Source organism: Sporosarcina koreensis (assembly GCF_001531445.1).
Lineage (GTDB): Bacteria > Bacillota > Bacilli > Bacillales_A > Planococcaceae > Sporosarcina > Sporosarcina koreensis_C.
On record NZ_LQYA01000031.1, the window covers coordinates 1 to 22,037 of the forward strand.

General features: G+C 42.7%; 21 protein-coding genes, 1 pseudogene and 1 riboswitch. All 22 genes and pseudogenes read right to left on the minus strand.

All coding sequences use genetic code 11. The annotated features are described in order from the left end of the window. Nucleotides 1-158: pseudogene (locus AWV70_RS05440) on the minus strand (TIGR01457 family HAD-type hydrolase); the annotation flags it as partial. Continuing rightward, nucleotides 158-607, minus strand: a complete 450-nt coding sequence (locus tag AWV70_RS05445) for a DUF86 domain-containing protein (protein ID WP_060204996.1) — start codon at nucleotides 605-607, stop codon at nucleotides 158-160. The pseudogene AWV70_RS05440 and the gene AWV70_RS05445, both read right to left, overlap by 1 nt. Nucleotides 608-714: 107 nt before the next feature. Next, nucleotides 715-1,026: a YutD family protein gene (locus tag AWV70_RS05450; RefSeq protein WP_082713479.1), complete on the minus strand. Its 312-nt coding sequence runs from the start codon at nucleotides 1,024-1,026 to the stop codon at nucleotides 715-717. Between the two features lie 17 nt (nucleotides 1,027-1,043). After that, entirely contained in the window at nucleotides 1,044-2,003 is a 960-nt protein-coding gene (gene lipA, locus AWV70_RS05455) for a lipoyl synthase (RefSeq protein ID WP_414714819.1), read from the minus strand. Between the two features lie 156 nt (nucleotides 2,004-2,159). Beyond that, nucleotides 2,160-2,267, minus strand: coding sequence for a methionine/alanine import family NSS transporter small subunit (locus tag AWV70_RS23360; RefSeq protein ID WP_153009906.1), 108 nt, complete (start codon nucleotides 2,265-2,267; stop codon nucleotides 2,160-2,162). 12 nt (nucleotides 2,268-2,279) lie between these two features. Further along, nucleotides 2,280-3,821, minus strand: a complete 1,542-nt coding sequence (locus AWV70_RS05460; protein WP_060205000.1) for a sodium-dependent transporter — start codon at nucleotides 3,819-3,821, stop codon at nucleotides 2,280-2,282. Between the two features lie 309 nt (nucleotides 3,822-4,130). Beyond that, nucleotides 4,131-5,708, minus strand: a complete 1,578-nt coding sequence (locus AWV70_RS05465; RefSeq protein ID WP_060205002.1) for a Na+/H+ antiporter NhaC family protein — start codon at nucleotides 5,706-5,708, stop codon at nucleotides 4,131-4,133. 234 nt (nucleotides 5,709-5,942) lie between these two features. Next, nucleotides 5,943-6,119, minus strand: a riboswitch (Lysine riboswitch). Between the two features lie 53 nt (nucleotides 6,120-6,172). Next, a complete protein-coding gene (gene yunB / locus AWV70_RS05470) occupies nucleotides 6,173-6,985 on the minus strand; it encodes a sporulation protein YunB (RefSeq protein ID WP_235588553.1) in 813 nt (270 codons plus the stop codon). 41 nt (nucleotides 6,986-7,026) lie between these two features. Continuing rightward, nucleotides 7,027-8,442 carry a bifunctional metallophosphatase/5'-nucleotidase gene (locus AWV70_RS05475; RefSeq protein WP_060205004.1) on the minus strand — a complete coding sequence of 472 codons (1,416 nt, stop codon included), beginning with the start codon at nucleotides 8,440-8,442 and terminating at the stop codon, nucleotides 7,027-7,029. A gap of 2 nt (nucleotides 8,443-8,444) precedes the next feature. Then, nucleotides 8,445-9,269 carry a sulfite exporter TauE/SafE family protein gene (locus AWV70_RS05480; protein ID WP_060205005.1) on the minus strand — a complete coding sequence of 275 codons (825 nt, stop codon included), beginning with the start codon at nucleotides 9,267-9,269 and terminating at the stop codon, nucleotides 8,445-8,447. A 2-nt stretch (nucleotides 9,270-9,271) separates the two neighbouring features. Continuing rightward, nucleotides 9,272-10,132, minus strand: a complete 861-nt coding sequence (locus AWV70_RS05485) for a DUF72 domain-containing protein (RefSeq protein ID WP_060205007.1) — start codon at nucleotides 10,130-10,132, stop codon at nucleotides 9,272-9,274. Between the two features lie 240 nt (nucleotides 10,133-10,372). Next, nucleotides 10,373-11,422 carry a 2,3-butanediol dehydrogenase gene (locus tag AWV70_RS05490; protein WP_060205010.1) on the minus strand — a complete coding sequence of 350 codons (1,050 nt, stop codon included), beginning with the start codon at nucleotides 11,420-11,422 and terminating at the stop codon, nucleotides 10,373-10,375. Between the two features lie 403 nt (nucleotides 11,423-11,825). Beyond that, the gene (locus AWV70_RS05495; RefSeq protein ID WP_060205012.1) at nucleotides 11,826-12,665 is read right to left on the minus strand and encodes a metallophosphoesterase; all 840 of its coding nucleotides are present in this window, start codon (nucleotides 12,663-12,665) and stop codon (nucleotides 11,826-11,828) included. Next, nucleotides 12,662-13,642, minus strand: a complete 981-nt coding sequence (locus AWV70_RS05500) for an ABC transporter ATP-binding protein (RefSeq protein ID WP_082713480.1) — start codon at nucleotides 13,640-13,642, stop codon at nucleotides 12,662-12,664. The genes AWV70_RS05495 and AWV70_RS05500 overlap by 4 nt, the downstream gene beginning before the upstream one ends. After that, complete coding sequence (locus AWV70_RS05505) at nucleotides 13,602-14,612, minus strand: ABC transporter ATP-binding protein (RefSeq protein ID WP_082713481.1); 1,011 nt, start codon at nucleotides 14,610-14,612, stop codon at nucleotides 13,602-13,604. The genes AWV70_RS05500 and AWV70_RS05505 overlap by 41 nt, the downstream gene beginning before the upstream one ends. Nucleotides 14,613-14,625: 13 nt before the next feature. Further along, nucleotides 14,626-15,432 (minus strand): ABC transporter permease, encoded by an 807-nt coding sequence (locus AWV70_RS05510; protein ID WP_060205016.1) that lies wholly within the window; start codon nucleotides 15,430-15,432, stop codon nucleotides 14,626-14,628. Next, nucleotides 15,433-16,377, minus strand: a complete 945-nt coding sequence (locus tag AWV70_RS05515) for an ABC transporter permease (protein WP_060205018.1) — start codon at nucleotides 16,375-16,377, stop codon at nucleotides 15,433-15,435. A gap of 12 nt (nucleotides 16,378-16,389) precedes the next feature. After that, nucleotides 16,390-17,943 (minus strand): ABC transporter substrate-binding protein, encoded by a 1,554-nt coding sequence (locus AWV70_RS05520; RefSeq protein ID WP_060205020.1) that lies wholly within the window; start codon nucleotides 17,941-17,943, stop codon nucleotides 16,390-16,392. After that, nucleotides 17,933-18,688 (minus strand): MBL fold metallo-hydrolase, encoded by a 756-nt coding sequence (locus AWV70_RS05525; protein ID WP_060205022.1) that lies wholly within the window; start codon nucleotides 18,686-18,688, stop codon nucleotides 17,933-17,935. Before AWV70_RS05525 ends, AWV70_RS05520 begins: the two co-directional genes overlap by 11 nt. Further along, complete coding sequence (locus AWV70_RS05530) at nucleotides 18,685-19,524, minus strand: MurR/RpiR family transcriptional regulator (RefSeq protein ID WP_060205024.1); 840 nt, start codon at nucleotides 19,522-19,524, stop codon at nucleotides 18,685-18,687. The genes AWV70_RS05525 and AWV70_RS05530 overlap by 4 nt, the downstream gene beginning before the upstream one ends. A gap of 178 nt (nucleotides 19,525-19,702) precedes the next feature. Beyond that, nucleotides 19,703-20,245 carry a 5' nucleotidase, NT5C type gene (locus tag AWV70_RS05535; RefSeq protein ID WP_060205026.1) on the minus strand — a complete coding sequence of 181 codons (543 nt, stop codon included), beginning with the start codon at nucleotides 20,243-20,245 and terminating at the stop codon, nucleotides 19,703-19,705. Between the two features lie 333 nt (nucleotides 20,246-20,578). Then, nucleotides 20,579-21,976: a Fe-S cluster assembly protein SufB gene (sufB, locus tag AWV70_RS05540; protein WP_060205027.1), complete on the minus strand. Its 1,398-nt coding sequence runs from the start codon at nucleotides 21,974-21,976 to the stop codon at nucleotides 20,579-20,581. Between the last annotated feature and the right edge of the window lie 61 nt (nucleotides 21,977-22,037).

Genomic DNA, 22,037 nt, shown 5'->3' on the forward strand with positions numbered 1-22,037 from the left:
TGTCCTGCCGTAAGCGAAGAATTATTCGTTACATAATAAGGGGCGATGCCTCGACGCTGAAGTCCTTCTATTAAGAGGGCAGCTTCCGGAATCACTTCATTTCCCCGATAGACAGTCCCGTCCAAGTCAAAGCAGACCGCTTTATAGTTGTCCATCATTATTGCTCCAGTGGACTGAAGGCGGAAACAGGACCGAGTTCATTCTCCAGGTAATGGCGTACTTTTACCGGGAATTGCTTAATTTCCTTTTTTGATTCATTCAAAACCGCTTCGATTTCTTCATTGTCCACGTCAACAAATTCACGGACGATCATTTTACGAAGCCCGATCACTTTTTTCAAAGGATCAGCCATTTCCGGGGAAATCACTTTCTCATCTTCCATAATGTCAATAATATCGTCATAGCTTCCTGGATCACGCATAATGAAACCGTCGATCATCGAATTACCGACATCGATGATTGACTCGACAATCGTATGAGCAATCCTTTCGAGCGCTAAAGCGTGAACTTTACTTTCATTCCATTTTTGATGCCCTTCAAACAAAGCAAGAAGACTTTCCATATAAGCAAGTGTTTCATTGATTTTTTGACGATCGATAAAGTACAAAATCGTTCCCTCCCGGTTGTCTAAACTCATATCTATCATATCATAATGAGCACATGAATGAACCGCCCTGCACAACAGCATCCCGTGTACGAGGCGGTTCATCTTTTCTATTCCTGTTCAACACCTTCGACTGGCTGCGCCTTCGCCCTGCCGACTTTACGTAGGACAAAATAGGCACACCCGAAATTGCAGTATTCATAAAGATAATCCTGCAATGTGCTGATTTTTGTTTCATAGGTCGCCTTGGAATTACGATCTTCATAAAAACCTTTCAGCCGTAGCTGGCCGTATCCCCAGTCACCTAAAATATAGTCATATTTGGAAAGCACGTCACTGAATCTTGCGTCCAATGCTTCCTGATTGAAACCATTCCGGTAATCTGTCATGATTTCGTATTCAAAATTATTCATCGTTACCAAACTTATCACTTCCATTTTCAGCTTTGCACTGCTGTTTCTAACAGTGCGTCCCCGATCCGCTGTTTTTCTTTTGCAGCGGCATTGACTTGTTCGTCGGCATGATAGCTTGAACGTACCAATGGACCCGCTTCGCAATGGGAAAACCCTTTTGACATTGCTATTTTACGGAGCTCTCCAAATTCTTGGGGCGTGTAATACTTTTGAACTTTCAAATGTTTTTTCGTTGGCTGCAAATATTGGCCGATTGTCATGATATCGACTTTATGGGCTCGTAAATCATCCATCGTTTCGATGATTTCCTCCATTGTCTCACCAAGTCCAAGCATTAAGGAGGATTTCGTCGGGATTTCCGGATACATTTCCTTAGCACGAAGAAGAAGCTCCAAGGAACGGTCGTATGTCGCACGTGCACGAACCCGCGGCGTCAATCTACGCACCGTTTCTATATTATGATTCAAAATGTCCGGTTTTGCATCCATCAAGCGCTCGAGGTTATCATAAACCCCTCCCATGTCGGATGGCAGCACTTCGATCGTCGTAAACGGGTTTTTACGGCGGATGGCGCGGATCGTTTCAGCAAATACGGCTGATCCTCCGTCTTTCAAGTCATCTCTTGCAACTGCTGTAACAACGACATGTTTCAAGTTCATGAGGGAAACTGAATCCGCGACGCGTTCCGGCTCAGCTAAGTCGAGCTCGTTCGGCAATCCGGTTTTCACTGCACAAAAACGGCAAGCACGCGTACAAACAGCTCCGAGGATCATGAATGTTGCCGTTCGGCGTTCCCCCCAGCATTCATGGATGTTCGGACAGCGAGCTTCTTCACAGACGGTATGTAAGTTTTTTTCGCGCATCAATTTTTTTAGGTCCGTATAGTTTTCGTTCGTGTTCAATTTTATTTTAAGCCAATCGGGCTTTCGAACATGTTCTGTCTTTTTCCCTATTTCTGGTCTACATGACACGATAACCGACTCCATTCCTATATGCTTGTTTTGCAGTACATCACTTCTGTCAATGTATCATATATTCTGACATCCAACAACTATTCATAGCAGAGAAAAGACCTAGTATAAAAGAAAAAAAGCGCCGTGTTATAGGCGCTTTCCTTATAAGTTCATTCACTTCAGACAGAGTCAGGCTCTGCTTTTCGATTTAGATACTGCCCAAAATATACTTCCCGCAAGTCCTCCCCAAATGACGAGGATTCCGAGAATCATCATAAAAACAGCTCCACCGCTCATAGCGAATCCTCCTTATCGATTATCAAAATCTGTTGAGTCCATTGCTTTCCTGTTCCATTTCAGTGCCGTAAAGATGATTGCCATGACGATGGCGAATAATGCGACCATCCAGCCGCTCGACATGATGAAGGCATCCGGATATCCTTCGTAGTTTCCAATTACGTTTCCATCCGCGTCTGTATGCAATTTCATAATGTTGATGCGCAACAGATCGAACATCATATAGCCAAGGACGATTGGTGTAATGACACTCAAACAAATCTTCCACCACATGCCGACACGTATATCCGATATTTCGTTCGCGTGATTTTGGAAAACACCAAGCTTTCTGAAGACCCATGCAATCAGGATAACTTCCACTAGGCCGATCGCAGCGACGCCGAACTGGTTAATGAAATAGTCTGCTGCGTCGAGGAAGTACAAACCGCCTCGTGTAGCGAACAGCAATGAAACAATCGCTGCCAATCCAGCTCCGAAGATTACAGACTTCGTGCGCGAGATATTAAATTTGTCCGACAGACCTGCGATATACGTCTCACAGATCGAGATAAGCGAGGTGAGACCTGCCAAGACGAGCGACAGGAAGAACAGTGCCCCGAACAGACCATTCATCCCCGGCATTTCATTGATGATTTTCGGGAATACGACGAATGCAAGACCAACACCTGCGGAGGCAACTTCTGAAACTGGCTCGCCCGCTTGAGTCGCCATAAAGCCTAGGGCGGCGAAAACCCCGATTCCTGCAAGCAATTCAAATCCTGAGTTCGCAAATCCAGTGATGAATGCGTTATTTGTAATGTCCGATTTCTTCGGCAAATAACTTGAGTATGTGATCATGATAGCAAAGGCTATCGATAAACTAAAGAAAATATGTCCATATGCCGCTACCCATACTTGCGAGTTTGCCAGCTTGCTCAAATCCGGCTTGAAGAACGCCTCAAGTCCAAGTGCCGCTCCGTCAAGAGTGATTGCCCGGATGACGACAAGAAGGAACACGACGACAAGCGTTGGAATGAAAATCCTGTTCGCTAATTCGATTCCCCGTTTGACGCCTGCCAATAAAATGATGAAAGCGATTGCCCAAACTAAGATGAGCGGGATAAGCACGCCTGGCACAAGCCCGCCAACCTCTCCGGGATTATCCGCCAAGTTCAGAACGCTTCCGAACAGGAATCCTCCTGTATCGTCACCCCATGCTGTAGTGAGTGAATAGATCGTGTACTTCATCGCCCAAGCGATGATGACTGCATAATACGTTGAGATGACGAATGACACGAAAATGCCCCACCAACCCAACCATTCAGCCCCTTTTCCTTTCATCCGAAAGAATGATAGAGGTGCGGAGCCACGATACTTATGACCTATTGTGAACTCCATGATGAGAATCGGAATCCCTGCGGTCAGAAGTGCAAATAAATACGGAATGAAAAATGCCCCTCCGCCGTTTTCATACGCGACGTACGGAAAACGCCAGATGTTTCCTAGACCGACAGCCGATCCGACAGCCGCTAAAATAAAGCCGGCGCGTGTCCCCCATTGCGAACGCTGTTCCATTACAAATCCCCTTTCCTTTTATCCTGTTAAACGTTTGCTATTTTCAGATTATTATATAATCTTAAAATAAGTATATCCGTCTTAGTATCTATTGTCAAAATATTTTTTATTGAAAAAATACCCACTTCAGCTTATGACTTTTTCACTTCATCACGGGAATCGGGAAGTGTGCCGGTAATGGAAATTTATGATTAGGGAGCCCCTATTATGCCTTAGTTCAAGAACAAAAGTGAAGGACGCCCGGAGTCTAGATGATAAAAAAACCGCCACATCCGCCGGGTGCCCGGCAGATGTAACAGTTTTGATTCATTAGAAGGAAGTCGCTTTCACTTCTGCTTTATTCCGTTTTGAAGTCCATATAGTGAACAAGCAGGCGATAAGAATGATGACCGCTGCGAGTCCAATCCATACCGACCCTGTAAGTCCTAGGACAATATAGCCAACTGCAGCGATACCTGCAGACATCAATGCATAAGGAAGTTGTGTCGATACATGATCCATATGATTGGAGCCCGCCCCTGTCGATGAGAGGATCGTCGTATCGGAAATCGGTGAACAGTGATCGCCAAATACAGCCCCCGCTAATACGGCAGATAGCGCAGGAAGAAGCAGCTCAGGCTCCGCATTGATCATGATCGTTCCTGCAATCGGAAGAAGGATGCCGAATGATCCCCAAGACGTACCTGTCGAAAACGCCATTAATCCTGCAAGGACAAACATGATGACAGGCAAGAAATTGACAGGTACATTTGATTGTTCTACGACACTCGATAAGAAAGGTCCTGTTTCCAATACGTCGATCAAATGCGTCAAAGCCCATGCAAATACCAAGATAAGAATCGCCGGCATCATCGCGCTGATTCCGCTTGTGAATGCCTTGCCTACAAGGCTATAGGATGCGGTCTCGTTTTTCCCCATTTGGGAAATATAAAGGATGGCTGCCAATAGTGTACCCGCTAGGCCGCCTACGACCAATGACATCGGAACATCCGTGTTTTCGAAAATCGTCCAGATGCTCGGCGAACCGCCAATGCGATAGCCAGTCCAGACCATCATTCCTAATGTCACAATAACAAGCGTAACAATCGGAGCAATCAAGTCAACGACACGCCCATGGGAATGGACAGGAAAGTCTTCTTTTAATTGACCAGGAATCTCTTTTTCCGGATCGAAAAGCTCTCCTTTTTCCTGAGCACGCGTCTCATGCCTTTTCATTTCAAAGTAATCGATATTCGTCCAAGCAAAGAAAAACACCATTGCCAGCGTCGCGATAACGTAAAAGTTCATCGGTGCCATCATCAAGAAGGCGGATAGCGGCGAATAGCTTATCGCGGCAGATGTGCCGAAAATGAGAGCCAATTGGCCGATGAGAAATGCCCCCCAGCTGGAAATTGGCGAAATTACACAGATCGGAGCAGATGTGGAATCGATGAAATATGCCAATTTCGCCCTTGAAATGCGGTGTTGATCCGTAATCGGCCGTGCAATTTGCCCAACAGCCAATGAATTGAAATAATCATCGACAAATATAAGGATACCAATCAACACTGTCAGCAACTTCGCCCCGCGTCTCGTTTTAATACGCTTGACCGCCCATTCCGCAAAAGCCCTGCTTCCGCCGGACAAACTGACAAACGCCGTTATGACCCCTAGTAATAAAATGAATATCATGATGAAAATATTATAAGTGTTCAATTCCCCTTCGGACCAGAAAGAGATAAGCATACCTGTCCAAAGATTTTTCAACGTATCGACCGGTGAAAAGCTGGCGACCAATAATGCTGCAGTCACAATTCCCGAGCCAAGTGATAATAATACCCTTTTTGTTGCCAGCACCATAACAATTGCTACGATTGGTGGCAAGATTGAAACCCAAGTGCCTATCATAAAAAACATTCCTCCAAATTCTAAAGCGCAGAGTGGCGGTTAACTGCGACAGGCATAAGGCGGATCTGCGAAACGGCGCTCTTTGCCGTGCAGCAGAGCTGACTTATGACCCGAGCAGTTGCCACTCGGAGCTAGATGATAAAAAACCGACACCCTTTACACTAGAATGTGTAGTAGGTGTCGGCTTATTCTACGGTTCGTTTGTAAGATAATCTAAGATGTTTTATCTAACGTACGATCTGTAGCTCATCATGCGGTATTCGCATGACAGTGCCATTCCTATTCGGAATGACCCCAGCATGGATGGATCGGCAACCCATTACATGCTTCGGCAAAACTTCCTTTCACGGGCGGTCATCGATGCCAATCTCGCGTCCATTACTCATAAGCCTTGCAGCCTCTACCTAATCGGTGTTCCTTTTGTTATCCTAGCATAACACAATTTCGCTATTTTTCAAGGGCTATTATTGTTGGCTGCCAGGCGTGAATGGAACTTCAATTTGTGGAGGGTTATTTCCGCCCCCATTATAGATTTGAGGAATCGGGCTCTGAATCAAACCGATGGCAACAGGAATCCGCTGTTCTACTACACTTCTACTCGTCGCTAGCGGAACGATGATCTGGACATTCACCGTCACCAATATATTCACTTCAATCATTGCGTTATTAATGCCAAACTCGGTGACGTCCGTCTCGACCGTCGTCTGCGCCTCCCCGATTACGTGGAACCGTATCGGGATTTTCGGTCCGAAGTTTCCGATCAACGGAAGGCCTGTCGCTTGCCCCATCGGTACGAAGAAGACGACGCCTCCGTCTTCTTCCATCGCTTCGGGATCGTATTCGACGTTTTCGCTGAGCGGCAGCATTTCCAAATTTCCGCTTTCAGCCATTTTGAGATAGGCCTCTATGAGACTATGAATTTCCGCTCGTGTTTTATTGATGATTTCGGCATCCAATGTATTTGTCACCATTCCAGGTGAATCATTTGGAACATTTCCAATGATTTCACTGACATCATATATGTCTGTGGATCGTGACTTAATCGCTTGTGTGATGACATGCGCTGCAATCCTCTCCGTTTCAACTTCCGCGTAGGAGAGATAAACCGGAGTGAGCTTTGAGTTAATGAAATAAAGAAAAATAACGATCGTCACAAGGAACGCTGGAAAGATGAGCGGCAACAAACGACGCTTCCGGCGAGGTCTTCCAATATGACTGGAACGACGATAACGATTCTTTTTTGTATAATTTCGAGACGGCTGCCCATAAAATCTCAAAACGACCCCTCCTGCCTAATATTATGCAGGTCCGGGGTCGTTCATTCTTGTTTGTATCGCGCATTCCTCATATCCGGCGGGATGCAGCTGTCTCTTTTCATGCCATACCAACTGAAGACATCCCGAATCAATTCAGGCATATGATATTCTTTCAACGCATATTTTAAGGATGGGAAAAAGAAGCCGAACGTGAACATGTCAAGTGTTGCTAGCGTATAGGATTCCCCGGCAATCACTTTTCGATTGCCGGCGTATAGTTCCCCATCACTTTTCGTGAATAGCCTTTCAAAAATCATTTTTCCCATGAATGTGCCGCGAAAGCCGAGCCCTTTGATTTCCATTTCCGGCCATGACTCATTGCCGGAGAGCCTATGAACTTCCAATAGCTCCGTACCATCCAATGTGACCGTACAAGGATTGATCGGGTGTGGCAGTAAAGCATGCACCATCCGTTTCGTCACCCATCCTTTTTCGAGGCTCCCAAGGAAGATTCCTGCATTAAACATGGCACAATCCGCACCCGTGTAATCGATCAATGCTCTTCCAAAAAACGAAGACATCGGGCTTTCATCGAAGAGATGTTGCTTTAAAGGACTCTTCATATAAAAAACGTTTTCCTCCAATGCTTCATTCCCTGCTTGGATCAGATCATTCACTTCCTGTATGTCCTCTTCCTTACTTTTCAGCTCGCTCACATGGACAACTTCCGCTTTTTTTTCGAAGATCTTCCAGTCGTCTGCATCGATTCGGATTTCAATATGCCCGACATATTCCCCGAACTTTCCTGTGGCGGCCAGTAACGTATCATTCACCATTTCACCTTCTGGGAATAAATGATGGGTATGCGCGCCTAAAATGACATCGATCAGTTCGCATTCTTCGGCAAGAAGCCTGTCTTCATTCACGCCCAAATGCGATAGGCAGATAATGATATCCGTTTTATGCCGGATTTGTTCAGCCACTTTTTTCAATGCTTGCCTTGGCTCTTCGATGCGCCACCCTAATTTCGCATAAAAATCCGTATACATCGCGGTTGCACCTATGACTCCGATAGTGAGCCCGTCAGTAGTTTCGTAAATCTTGTAAGGCTCCAGCCATTTGGGGAATGAACCATCCGTATCCGTTAAATTGCATAGGACGACGTCGAAATCAGCACCTACGTAAAGAGTATCCAATGCTTTTTTGGACATTGTGATTCCTTCATTATTGCCGATTGTCACTGCGTCATACCCTGCACTGTTCAGCAATGCGACATTTCCTTTGCCGGATGTGCCTTCCGTAAAAGGATGATACCTGTCGACATGGTCTCCGATATCGAAAATGAAGCACGCTTCTTGTGCTGAATTGTGCAGCTGCCTCTGTGTGTGAAAATACCTGCTGATCTTCGGCCAGCTATCGAAATGGCTATGGATATCATTCGTATGGTAGAAATGGATTTTTTCTAAATTTCGTTTCATCGTTATCCCCAAATCCCCTCAATGATTGACCTCACCCCAAATAATAACAGCATGATTCGCAACACGAGCACCAATGTTTCCGAATTCATCTTTTTATTGAGCATCGTTCCGACCATACCGCCGATATAGGCGCCTGGAATTACAGGGAGCGCATATAGCCAAGGCACATGGCCTAAGGAGATATGGCTGATCGAGTTCACGATCGCTGATAGGAAGACGATGAACATCGATGTGCCGACTGCAATATGCGGCGGGAACAGGAACAAGAGGATTAGCGCGGGTACAATCATCGTCCCCCCTCCGATGCCGAATAGGCCGGAAGCAAAGCCAATGAGGAAAGTCAGTATGAGCGCAAACCAGATCGGATACCCATACACATGGGTTTCTCCATGCGTATCGGTAAATGTCCTCTGTTTGCCGTGTTGGACAAACCATTGAATCGGTTTCAAATATTTGCGTGCAAGCAAAAGAATGGAAAGGACAATAAGCAAGATGCCGAAGTATAAATTAAATGATGGCAAATCCATTCCTTTATTCACAAACGCCCCAATAATCATTCCTGGTATAGAACCTACAAAAAAGATCCACCCTGTCCGGTAGTCGACCGTTTTCACTTTCATATGTGAAATGGTGGAAGAAAGGCCATTGAAAACCATCATAATGACTGAAATACCGACTACACTTTGCGGGGTGATCCCTGGGATCCAACCGAAATTGATGCCGACCAATAATGTCAGCGGCACGAGAATCGTTCCGCCTCCGAGTCCGACGATCGACCCCATCACGCCGGATACCGCACCGATAATTGCCAACAACAGAAACGCCATACTTATTCCTCCTCAAAAAAGTCAAGCTGCTTAGGTGCAAGTGCCTGGAAGTCAATGCCCATCATTTTTTGAAAGCGTTTTGCGTTCTCAGCTGCATGGCCACCAGAATTATTATTAAAAATGACAAATACGTTATCCGTTTCCCTCTCCAATTTTAGGACAGTTTCACGGATTTCCTCTAGTTCTTCGTCTGAATAATTATAGAGATATCGAACTTTACGCCACGCTTCATTGTCTCCTGTCGTATTACGCCAGCCATTCACATTCCTGCCGTGCAGACGGACGAACACTTTATCATTACGTGTTGATACGGCAACGAGCGGAACACTGCCATCGCCAGCTTGCGGCTCATCACAAACGGTGTGAATGAAGTCCAAGTCTTTCAGAAATGAAAGTGTCTTTTCCTGTATGGATGGAGTGTACCAGGATTGATGGCGGAACTCGATTGCGACGTCATATCCTTCGAGCTGGCTTCGAATGTATCTGATCTGGTCCACGTTTTCCCTTTTGCAATCAAACCATGGCGGAAATTGAACTAGAATCATAGCAAGTTTCCCGGCGTCCCTCATCGGATCGATGGACAGCTTGAACTGCTCAAACATTTCTTCAGGAGTATCGTACGGCAACTTGCCTCGCTGATGTCCCGTCATTCCTTGATACGCTTTGACGATGAATTGAAAATCATCGGGCGTTTCGGCAATCCATTTACGGATGTTGCGCTCAGGCTGAATGGCGTAAAAGGATGCATCAAGCTCGACGATAGGAAAGTGAGCACTGTAATCGATCAATTTTTCATTTTTCTTAGAGGTTGGGGAATAGACATCCGGATGGTCGCCCCACCCTGTCAATCCGACCTGAATCATAGTATCCCTCTTTTCCGTTCGAAGATGAATATTGTCATCATATCATATGTTTGCAGGGTAATTCCGCCATTTTGCACTATGGGTGCGGGGGACGGTTTATAAGCGGGGGAACTCATTTATGAGCGCGGAGGACGGGTTTACGAGGGAGGGACTCATTCACAGCACACTGAGCGTGAGATACCCCACTCCAGACAAACGAAAGAGGCAGCCAAAATTTGGCTGCCCCGCAAATGGAGAGTATTACATTTCTCCGCTTAATTTCACTAAAATCTTTGATTGTGTTTTATCATTCGTCAAAGCTTCAAAGCCTTTATCCACAATATCATCCAACTCAATTTGAGAAGTGATAATACCTTGTGGTTTCAACTGACCCGTGCCGATTAAATCAACTGTTTGTTGGAAGGTAGTTGGTGTATAGGCGATGGACGAAGTTACTTTAACGCCAGTATTCGTCAATTGCATTGGATTCCATTCTATTGGACGAGCAAAGATCGATACGATAACCATCGTACCGCGAGCACGTGTTGCGTCGATTGCTTGTTTGAATGTTGGTGCAACGCCGGCAACTTCAAAAGACACATCCACGCCATCAGGAACCACGTCTTTAATGGCTTGTACAGGATCAACTTGTCCCGAATTGAATACATGTGTAGCACCAAGTTCTTTTGCTTTCTCTAAGCGTTCATCCGACAAATCAAAGGCAAAGATTTTGCTTGCGCCCGCTGCTTTAGCAGCAATTATCGTCAGCAATCCAATCGGGCCAGCACCAAATACTGCTACTGTATCACCAAACTGCATATTTCCTTCTTTAATTGCCTGTACGGCAACCGCAGTAGGTTCAACTAATGAACCATCCTGTAATGTCATACCTTCCGGCAATTTATATATAAAATTTTCACCTGCGTTTACAAATGTAGCAAAACCGCCGTCCGACCCTAAACCGATGAATTGGAAGCCATCATAAGCATCCACATCTTCATGCTTATTGCCGAATGTATACATAGGGTTTATTGCAACACGATCGCCAACCTTGATTGATGTTACATCTTTCCCTACTTTTTCAACAACACCCGCAAATTCATGACCCATTGTGAGTGGTGCTTGTTGTCCAGTTAACTGATGAGGTTCATTAACCGGAATAAATACTGGTCCCTCTTGATATTCATGTAAATCCGAACCACAAATACCTGCCCACGCTACGCGCACTGTCACCTCATTGTCTTGCAACGGCTTCAGTTCTCGTTCTTCTACACGGATATCATTCACGCCATACCATACTGCTGCTTTCATACTTCATACCTCCTATTTTTTGATGAAAATCTACTGCGAGGATTCTAAAATGGAAATAGAAGAATTAAATTAAAGCATCTTTAATTCAAGATAATTATATCACTTAAACTTCAACTAGTCAAAACATATGAATTAGGAAAGTAGTCTTTTATATGGAAGATATTATAAAGTTTTTACAGTGAAGAAATTAAAAAGCATTTGCAATGCATACTGGATTCGGAGCTAGCTGTTTTGGACGCGATTTCTGAAAAAGAAACATACTAACCGTTTGAAGCTTCCGCTCGAACTTGTTTAACGACGAATTTCAAGGATAATCAGTGGAATTCAGAATTAAACAAATGCTATTCAAATCCTTAGAGGGAATCATATCACTATAAATTCTTAGATTACACCTCGTCCTTGTCTACAACAATCGCCCGTTTCCTAAATCTATAACTTGAAAAGCGGATTGTAATTCCTTTTCTAAACTAGACGTCTGCCATTCTGATTCATTTCCTAAACAAGCACAGATGTAGGTTTGTCCATTTTTCGCGAACTTTTTTCTATAATGTACATGGCCATTAATAATATAGCGAATCGAAGGATGTGATTCAATCCATTCTGCATAACGTTTACTTCCTAAAAAAGCATTAAAATAGTCAAACACCGGGTGGGGTGTAGGCACGATAAAGGCATCTGTTGCAACCATGTGGAGACATAAAATCACCTGACGATTCCCAATGCGTTCAAGATCAGATTGTAGTTGAATCAAACTCTGTTCTACTACTTCATCATCTGTCATTTTCCAGTCAATATAAAGATGATCTTTCCATGTCCTACCATTGTACTGTTTTTGTTTAAATTGTTCGTGAGTAGTGAAGTGATGGCCAAAAGAATAATCGTACCATCCGCTATGACCGATCATTGCCCATTCGTCATTTAATATATATGGTCTATTTTGTAAGGAATGTAGATCTGCCTGAAGTTGGCCAGCAATTTGTTGTGTGTTTTTCTCTTCTTCAGAGATTGTCCATAGATCATGATTTCCTGCAACAAAACGAACTGGGCAGGGCAGATGATCCTCTAAATCGGTGATGAATTGTAAAGTGAGCTGACTATCATTACTAATATCACCGGCGATTGCTAAACAATCTAGCAGATGTTGCTCTGCTAGTTTAGACAGATGCTCTAAATAGCTAGCGTATAACCGCTCCGGATTTTTACGGTTGTCAATATGTAAATCTGAGATCACACCTATTCTCATTGTATGTCTCCTTTCTGAATCGAGGAAGCAAAATGACAACGAACAGCATTCCCGTTGGCTAATTGGTCAAGGGTAGGCAATTCGTGTAAACAAGTTTCCTGCACGTAGGGGCAACGTGTACTAAATTTACAGCCTATTGGCAAATCGATAGGACTTGGGATTTCACCTTTTAGCAATGTTAATGTTCCTTTTTGATCAACTTGTGGAATAGCAGAGAACAATGCTTTCGCATAAGGATGAACCGGTGTTTTACCAACGTTTTGGCGCTCTATGATTTCTACAATTTCTCCTAAATACATCACAGCAATGCGATCACAAAAGTACTGGATGACATTCAAATCATGAGAAATAAATAAGTAGGTCAATCGGTATTGCTTTTGAATTTTTTTCAGAACGTTTAATATTTGTGCTTGAACGGAGACATCCAGTGCAGACACGCCTTCGTCGATGACAATAAATGACGGGTCCAAGACAAGTGCACTCGCGATTGCTATCCTCTGTCTTTGTCCACCGGATAGCTGATGGGGGTAACGTTGAAAAAAGCTATCGTCAATGCCTACATCCTGTAACACGCGGCTCACTTTCTCACGGCGTTGTTCTGTATTTCCTAGACGATGAATACGTAAAGGTTCTTCTACAATTGAAAATACTGTTTTACGAGGGTTCAGAGATGAGTATGGGTCTTGGAAGACGATTTGCACTTCCTTGCGCCACTGCTTCATTTCCTTACGATTCATGGTCGCTATATCTCTTCCTTTATAGTTAATAGATCCAGAAGTTGGTTTTAGTAAACGTACGATTAGTTGGCCTGTCGTTGATTTCCCACAACCCGACTCCCCGACTACACCAAAGGATTCGCCTTCAAACAACTCTAAGTGAATACCATTTACTGCGTGTACAACTTTCTTTTTCTCAAAAAAGGACTGCTGAGGGACATCAAATGTTTTGCAGACATTTTCGAGCTGAATCATCGGCATCAACACCATCCTCCTCATATATGAGATGACAACTAGCATAATGGCCTAGTTCTCCAGTAATGAACGGTCGATCGACGATACATTGAGGCATACGCTCTGCACATCGATCAACAAATAGACAGCCATTCTTTCTTTCTTGCAAGGGTGGAACTGTTCCAGGAATTGTATATAAAGGATACCCTCTCTTACTGTACGTCGGAATCGCTCGTAGTAATCCTTTTGTATAAGGATGCTTCGGATGACTGAAGACATCTTCTACTGCACCTGTTTCAATAATTCTTCCTGCATACATAACGATGACACGATCACAAATTTCTTTAATGACACCAAGATCATGAGAAATAAATACAAGTGAAGACTGGCGTTTTTTCATCACGGATTTAAATACATGTAAAATTTGTGCTTGAATCGTTACATCAAGAGCAGTTGTAGGTTCATCCGCAATGATTAAATCGGGTTCATTGATTAAAGCCATCGCAATGACTACTCGTTGGCGCATGCCTCCAGATAGTTCGTGTGGGTAGGAACGATACAACGTCTCCACCCGAGATAATCCGACTTCACGCATCACTTCATATGCCTTCTCTTTTCGTTCATTTTTTGAAAGATTCGTATGTTGCTTTAAGCTTTCAGTCATTTGTTTACCAATAGTCATCAGAGGATTGAGGGCGGTCATCGGTTCTTGAAAAATCATCGCCATTTCATTTCCACGGATTTGATGCCAATCTGTTTGCTCGTTTAACACTTTACCATTCAATCGCATTTTACCTGCAGTTCGTTCTGAGCTCCGATGGAGTAAATTCATCATCGTCAATGATGTTAAACTCTTTCCACAACCAGACTCGCCTACAATTCCAACGATTTCATTCTGTTGGATTTCAAATGAAATTCCATCTAACGCTTTATATGTGCCGTCTTTCAAGTGAAAAGCTACATCTACATCGATCATTTCAAATAACGGTTGGGTCATCGATAAACTCCTTTCATTTTCTGGCATTTGCATCACGAATTCCATCGCTCAATAAATTAAACCCGAGTACCATACATGTAATAACTACACCAACAATGACGATATAACTTGGTGTAGCTGCAATAAATGGTTGAGCTTCTTTTAACATCCTGCCCCAACTCGCGAATGGGGGTTGTACACCTAACCCAAGATAACTTAAGCCGGATTCCGCTAAAACTGAACTCGAAAAACTTAATGTAATCGCCACAATAATTGGCGATAAACTATTCGGCAAAATATGGTGATACATGAGACGTACATGTGTTGCTCCTTTCGCTTTACTCGCTTTCACATAGTCGAATTCCTTCGCTTGCACGAAACATGAACGAATGATTCGGGTAAATGAAGGAACACTCATAATACCAATCGCAATAATCGTAATCGTTAAGCTGGGGTTAAAGACTGCTACAAGTACAATTGCAAATAAAATACCAGGTAACGCCATCATCGCGTCAATCAATCGCATAATGAGCTCATCGATCCATCCACCAAAATATCCGCTCATCGATCCGAGTAACAACCCAAACGATAAGCCGATCGCTACCGACAATGCTCCAATTAAAAACGCTGTCTGCGCTCCTTCCATGACACGACTCAGAATATCTCTCCCGAAGTTATCCGTGCCCATCCAATGTTCCATGCTCGGTCCTTGAAGCCGTTCATCAGGAAACATTTGATTCGGATCATACGGCGTATAAATCAAACTGACCAACATGAGTAAGGTGAGTGATCCCACAAGCACATAACCGATGTGTAGTGAAAGATTTTTCTTCACACGCATTCAACCTTTCTTCTTTATTCTTGGATCGATGATGCGGTAAAGCAAATCGATAACAATATTAATGACAATTACAAATATCGCAATATACGAAACGAGTGCTTGAATTAACGGAAAATCTCGACTCGTAATCGACTGAATTAACAAACTCCCTAAACCTGGTAATGCAAATACATTTTCGATAATAATACTTCCCGCAATGGTGTCCGCAACAATCATTCCCATAATCGTTAACACAGGAATGAATGCATTTCTTACAATGTGACGAGACATTACTTGATGATCTTTAACCCCTTTACTTTTCGCTGTTCGAACGTAATCCATCGTCGTCTGATCGAGAATGGTATTTCTTAAATAACGGACAACGACAGCAATATTTGATACAGCAATCGCAACACTCGGTAAAATAAACGATCGGATTGCTTGCATCGGATTTTCACTCCATGCAGTGTAGCCAAATGTAGGGAACCACCCTAGTTTCACACCAAATAAATAAATGAGCAAAAAACCAAACCAAAATGATGGAATTGCAATGCCTAGTTGCGTGAAGAGATTTAATACAAAGGCGTACCATTTGTCTTGTTTCATTGCGATAAATATTCCAAGTGGTATAGCGAGTAGAGCCGTTAAAACAAGTGATGACAGTGCTAAAGCTAGAGTGACAGGCACTCTTTGCTTTAACACATCAATCACTGGCATTTGGTACTTCAACGACTCTCCTAAATCGCCTGTAAAAATTCCTTGTACCCACTGCATATAACGAGTCGTGAGCGGTTCATCTAGTCCTAGTTTTTGTTCAAGTTGCTTGATTTGCGCTTCATCAGCATCAATCCCTAAAATGATTTGTGCCGGATTTCCTGGTAACACTTGAAACATGAAGAAAATCAACAAAGTGACGATAAACAAAGTAAGAATAGATGATAACAATTTATAAGTTAGTCGTTTCAATGGCTAAACTCCTTACTTCTTATCTGAAATTGTCACATCTTCAAGATTGAATTTTTGAATCGGATACATTTTAAAACCAGAAATTCCTTTACGCATACCGATTGAACGATCCGGATCCATGATGAAAACACTTGCGGCTTGTTCTGTCAAAATCGTTTGTGCCTTTTTATAAAACTCCGCACGCTCGTCCTCATCAGTCGTTGCAAGAGCTGATTGAATCGCTTGATCTAATGCAGGATCATTGAATTTAACGAAATTTTTCGCGTAATCACTTACGAATCGACCGACTACTTCAAACGGATCTAATTTTCCTGTAAAGCTAATGACAGTCGCTTCGTATTGCGCATTCGTATACACGCGTTCTAACCATGTACTAAATTCAATTGACTCAATCGTTACAGTAATTCCGACTTCTGCTAACTGGCTTGCCAACATTTGAGCTGTATCTACATGGAATTGATATTCAGATGGAACGGTTAACGTAAAAGAAAAGCCTTCTGGATAACCTGCTTCTTCAAGAAGCTTTTTCGCTTGTTCAATATCATATGGATAATGGTCATCTAATCCTTCTTGGAAAAAGAAATCCATTGCTGGACTAAAGTTTGAACCTAATTTCGTCCCTTTACCTTCAGCTACCGTTTGAATGATGACATCTTTATTAATTGCATGATTGATGGCTTGGCGGACTTTCACGTTTGTAAAAGGCTCAATTGAATTATTCATCGCCATTAGTTGCACCATGTTTTGCGGGCCTGAAACGACCTCAATCGCATTACCTAATTGTTGAATACCTAACTCGGAAATACCTGGAATCACATCGATATCTCCCGCTTGTAATGCAAGCAATGCAGCTTCTGAATCTGGCATAATTTTAAATTGTACTTCGTCAACAGTAGGCACCCGGTCCGTTAAATAATAGTTTTCGTTTTTCTCTAATACCAATTGTTGACCTGCATCATACTGTTTGAACGAAAATGGACCAGCACCAACCGGTTTCGTCGATTGTTCTTCATAACCTTCTGGTAAAATCGCTACGATATTACGTGCTAAAAATGATGAATCCACTTCTTTTAACACGACTGCCACTTCTGTATCTGACTTCGCTTCTATTGAAGATATGACTGAAAACTTAGACGAAAGAGGTTCACCTGAAGTTAAACCAGCTAAACGATCATAAGAATACACGACGTCTTTCGCAGTAAATTTTGCACCGTTATGGAATGTGACGCCTTCTCTTAACGTGAATGTATACGTAAGTCCATCTTCAGAGACCGCAACGTCTGTCGCTAATCGCGGCTCTAATTCTCCCGCTTCATTTGTATCAAATAATCCATCAAACACATTGTCCATCATCGAACCCGTATCAGTTGCTGCTGATTGATAAGGATCCAAATTATCTACTTCAGTAGCCATTGAAATACGCAACACTTGTCGTTCTCCTTGCGAAGAGGTTTGTACTTTACCTTTTTCACTTGTTTCTTTCTCTCCCTCTTCTTTTGACCCACAAGCTGTAAGAATCAGTAAAGCTGAAAGGATAATAAATACTAATGATTGATTAAAGCGCATGATGATTCACTTCTCCTTTGATCGTCATTGTCATAAATGGTTTTGCTAATTGTACTGCGTAATTTGTAAGTTGCTTCACTTCTTCTACTAATAGCTCTTGTTCACCATAATGCGGCAAATGCGTAAGAATCGTTTGCTTCGCTTTGGCAATATTCATCATTTTTGCCACATCGAATGACGTACAATGAGTAGATGCAATCGATTGCTGAGCTGCATAAAAACTACACTCAGTCAGATAAATGTCGGCTCCTCTCGCAAATTGCGCTAATTTTTCACAATAAGCGGTATCTGCTGTATAAACTAACACTTGATCCTTCCATTGTAATCGCATGGCGAGTGTAGGCACGTTATGATTCGTTTCAAAAAATGTACATGTTAATTCCTTCATCGTAATTTTTGATGAGGGTTGTAATAAATGACTTTCAATCATGTCGGGAAATTCAAATGAAATACTCTCCTCAGGGTCATAGAGAAACACTTGTAGTTTCTTCTTTCTTCGTTTTAGTTGGGTATCCACAAGTGCAGCGTATTGTAGCGTCATCAAATCCGCAATATGATCCGCGTGGATATGACTGACAAATACCACATCAATCGTTGCTAGATCTATCAATGTTCCAAGTTGAGCCAGGCTCCCACTTCCCACATCTACCACAATCTTCAAATCGTCACACTCTACTAAATAGCAGGCGGTTGCTTCTCCTTTTGCTGGATATGCTCCCCATCTGCCGATGATCGTGACTTTCATGATATTCCTCCATCTACCTCGTAATACCTTTGAAATTGGTGCTCCATCGATTCAATCTTTTTGACTAATCGAGAGGAGTCTTGTTGCGCAATCGCATGCATGATTGCGTGGCAAATCGAAAGTGCCCCCGTATAAGAATCTAAAAAATATGTTGACTCCTGACGTGACGTAAACTGAACATCAGCGTACGGTGCTGCAGGAGACGCGAGCTGGTCCGTCAAAACGATGACTGTCATACCTTTCTGTTTCGCTTCCCTTATGACATATAAAGTGTGCGGACAATATCTCGGATAAAAACTGACGAATAAAACGTCCTTCGCTTGAAAGACATCTACATATTCAGGTATATCTCCAATTGGAATGAAAGTCGTTCGGCCAAGTGTATAGTGTAAAAGATAACTCATATAACTCGTTACAGCTTGCCCCATTCGCCAACCAGCGACATAGATATGACTCGCTCCCAATAAATCACTAGCTGCTTGTTGAACATCATCTTCTTTCATCTGCTGTCCAGTCGTCATCACATTATCAACTTCTGTCATAAAATGTTTAAACAACCAGGATTCCGCAGGCACTTCAGTCATCTTCATCAGTTTAGTAATCACTTTTCGATTGTGCTGGTTTAAAAATTGTAGCTCTTGTTTCATTGATAAAAAACTGTCAAATCCAAGTTGCTTTGCAAAACGATGAACTGTCGTCTCACTGACTTTTGTTCGATTAGCGATTTGTTGTGCAGTCAAAAAACTACATTCTTGTAAATGCTGCAAGATAAATGTCGCGATATTCTTTTGCGACCTACTCCATTTCACATCCGGATTTTCTAACCTCTCAATCAATGTTGAAATACGCCTCCCTCCTTTCATCTCTACTGTAAGACCTGAATGTTAATCCTTTACGGTGTATTTGTAAAAATCTCATGAAGAAAAACCACCTTTTAATCACTTTTGAAAGGAATCCACCATTTTTTTAAAAAAATAACCTAACAACAGAACCGCAGCTCTGTTGTTAGGTTATTTACGCTATTACACTGAACTCTTCCATAAAATACGTCTCAACTTCTTGCCAGTTATTCACACGGACATCATAATCAGAATCGACATTTTGCGGTGCTGTAAACATTACGCCCCGCCCTTCAAAATGAGTCAATTGCTGGATATTGTCATCGATTAAATAATCGGCTTGTACGACTTTTTTATTGCCACAGAAAATAAATAAATGCGGATCTAAGAATGGAAAATGTTCAAGTAACCAATGAAACTTGGCAGCGAATGAATTCGGCACTTCCATCGCTGCTGTCGCAATGACGATTTCATAATGTTTACTGAGTCGCTCTAACACTACTTGACTACCTTCAATTACTTGCATGGTACGGAAGAAATAATCCGTGTGAATTTGTTCTACTAGATAGTCCATTTCATTCGGGTATAATTCTTCAATCGAATACTTGTCCAAATCAGCACGTGTATAGCTTTCATTTGTTTTTTCATTTAATACGTCGAGAACTTGTTGCGTAAAATCCGCAAGTACCTCATCCATGTCTACAGCAATTCTTTTCATAACAATCCCCTTTCTCTTCTATCCTCCCGAGTATACTCTACTATTTATTGATCACCTCACTTTTTACACAATCTTTACGCAACCTTATCATTCTCACAAAGTTAGTTGTTTTACATTTCATGCAGTCCTTACTAAGGGAAGCAGTACATTTATTGTTGATGGACTAGAATTCGTCAGATTTTACATACTATTTCAAAGCTAGTCATAGTAGACAAAATAGCCGGCGTATATGCCCAAAGTTTTGCGGTTTTATATTTAAGTAAAAATAATGTAAATATACATTTCCACAAAAAAACCTTGCCACAAATATTGATGTGACAAGGATTAAAACAATTATCCGATTGAACCTTCCATTTCGAATTTGATAAGGCGGTTCATTTCTACTGCGTATTCCATCGGCAATTCTTTTGTGAATGGCTCGATGAAGCCCATGACGATCATTTCAGTCGCTTCAAGCTCAGGAATTCCGCGGCTCATCAAGTAGAAGAGCTGCTCTTCTGATACTTTGGAAACTTTCGCTTCGTGCTCGAGTGAAATGTTGTCGTTCAGGATTTCGTTGTATGGAATCGTATCGGAAGTCGATAGTTTATCCATGATGAGCGTGTCACATTCGATGTTAGCACGCGCTCCATCTGCACGGCGTCCGAAGTGGACGATTCCGCGGTACGTAACTTTACCACCGTGTTGGGAAATCGATTTTGAAACGATTGTGGATGACGTATTCGGCGCCAAGTGCATCATTTTCGCTCCAGCATCTTGGTGCTGCCCTTTACCAGCCAAAGCGATGGACAATGTCATACCGCGTGCACCTTCACCTTTGAGGATACATGCAGGGTATTTCATTGTAAGCTTCGAACCGATGTTGCCGTCAATCCATTCCATTGTAGCGTTCGCTTCACATACTGCACGCTTCGTAACGAGGTTATATACGTTGTTCGCCCAGTTTTGAATCGTTGTGTAACGGCAGTATGCATCTTTTTTGATAATGATTTCGACGACCGCACTATGAAGTGAGTTCGTTGTATAAACAGGAGCTGTACATCCTTCTACGTAGTGAACGCTTGCGCCTTCGTCAACGACGATCAATGTACGCTCGAACTGACCCATGTTTTCCGAGTTGATACGGAAATACGCTTGAAGTGGCGTTTCGACTTTGATGCCGGGTGGTACATAGATAAACGAGCCGCCCGACCAAACAGCAGAGTTCAGAGCTGCGAACTTGTTGTCTGTGTTCGGAATGACTGTTCCCCAGTACTTTTTGAATAGCTCTTCGTTTTCACGCAAAGCTGAATCTGTGTCCTTGAAGACGATCCCCATGTCTTCAAGTTCTTCTTTCATGTTGTGGTAAACAACTTCGGATTCGTACTGTGCAGAAACTCCAGCAAGGTATTTTTGCTCAGCTTCAGGAATTCCTAATTTATCGAATGTGCGCTTGATTTCTTCTGGCACTTCATCCCAAGAACGTTCTGTCGCTTCGGAAGGTTTTACGTAATATGTGATTTCGTCGAAGTTAAGGGAATTCAAGTCTCCGCCCCATTGTGGCATCGGCTTGCTGTAGAAGATTTCAAGGGATTTAAGACGATAGTCTAGCATCCATTGCGGCTCTTCTTTCATTCTCGAAATTTCTTCAACAATTTCACGTGTCAAACCACGTTCCGAACGGAAAACAGATACATCTTTATCTGCGAAACCATATTTGTAATCGCCAATTTCAGGCATTTTTTTAGCCATCAATATTCCTCCGTTCTTACATTTGTCTTACCCGCCCAAACGCTTTGCATTAACCGACAAT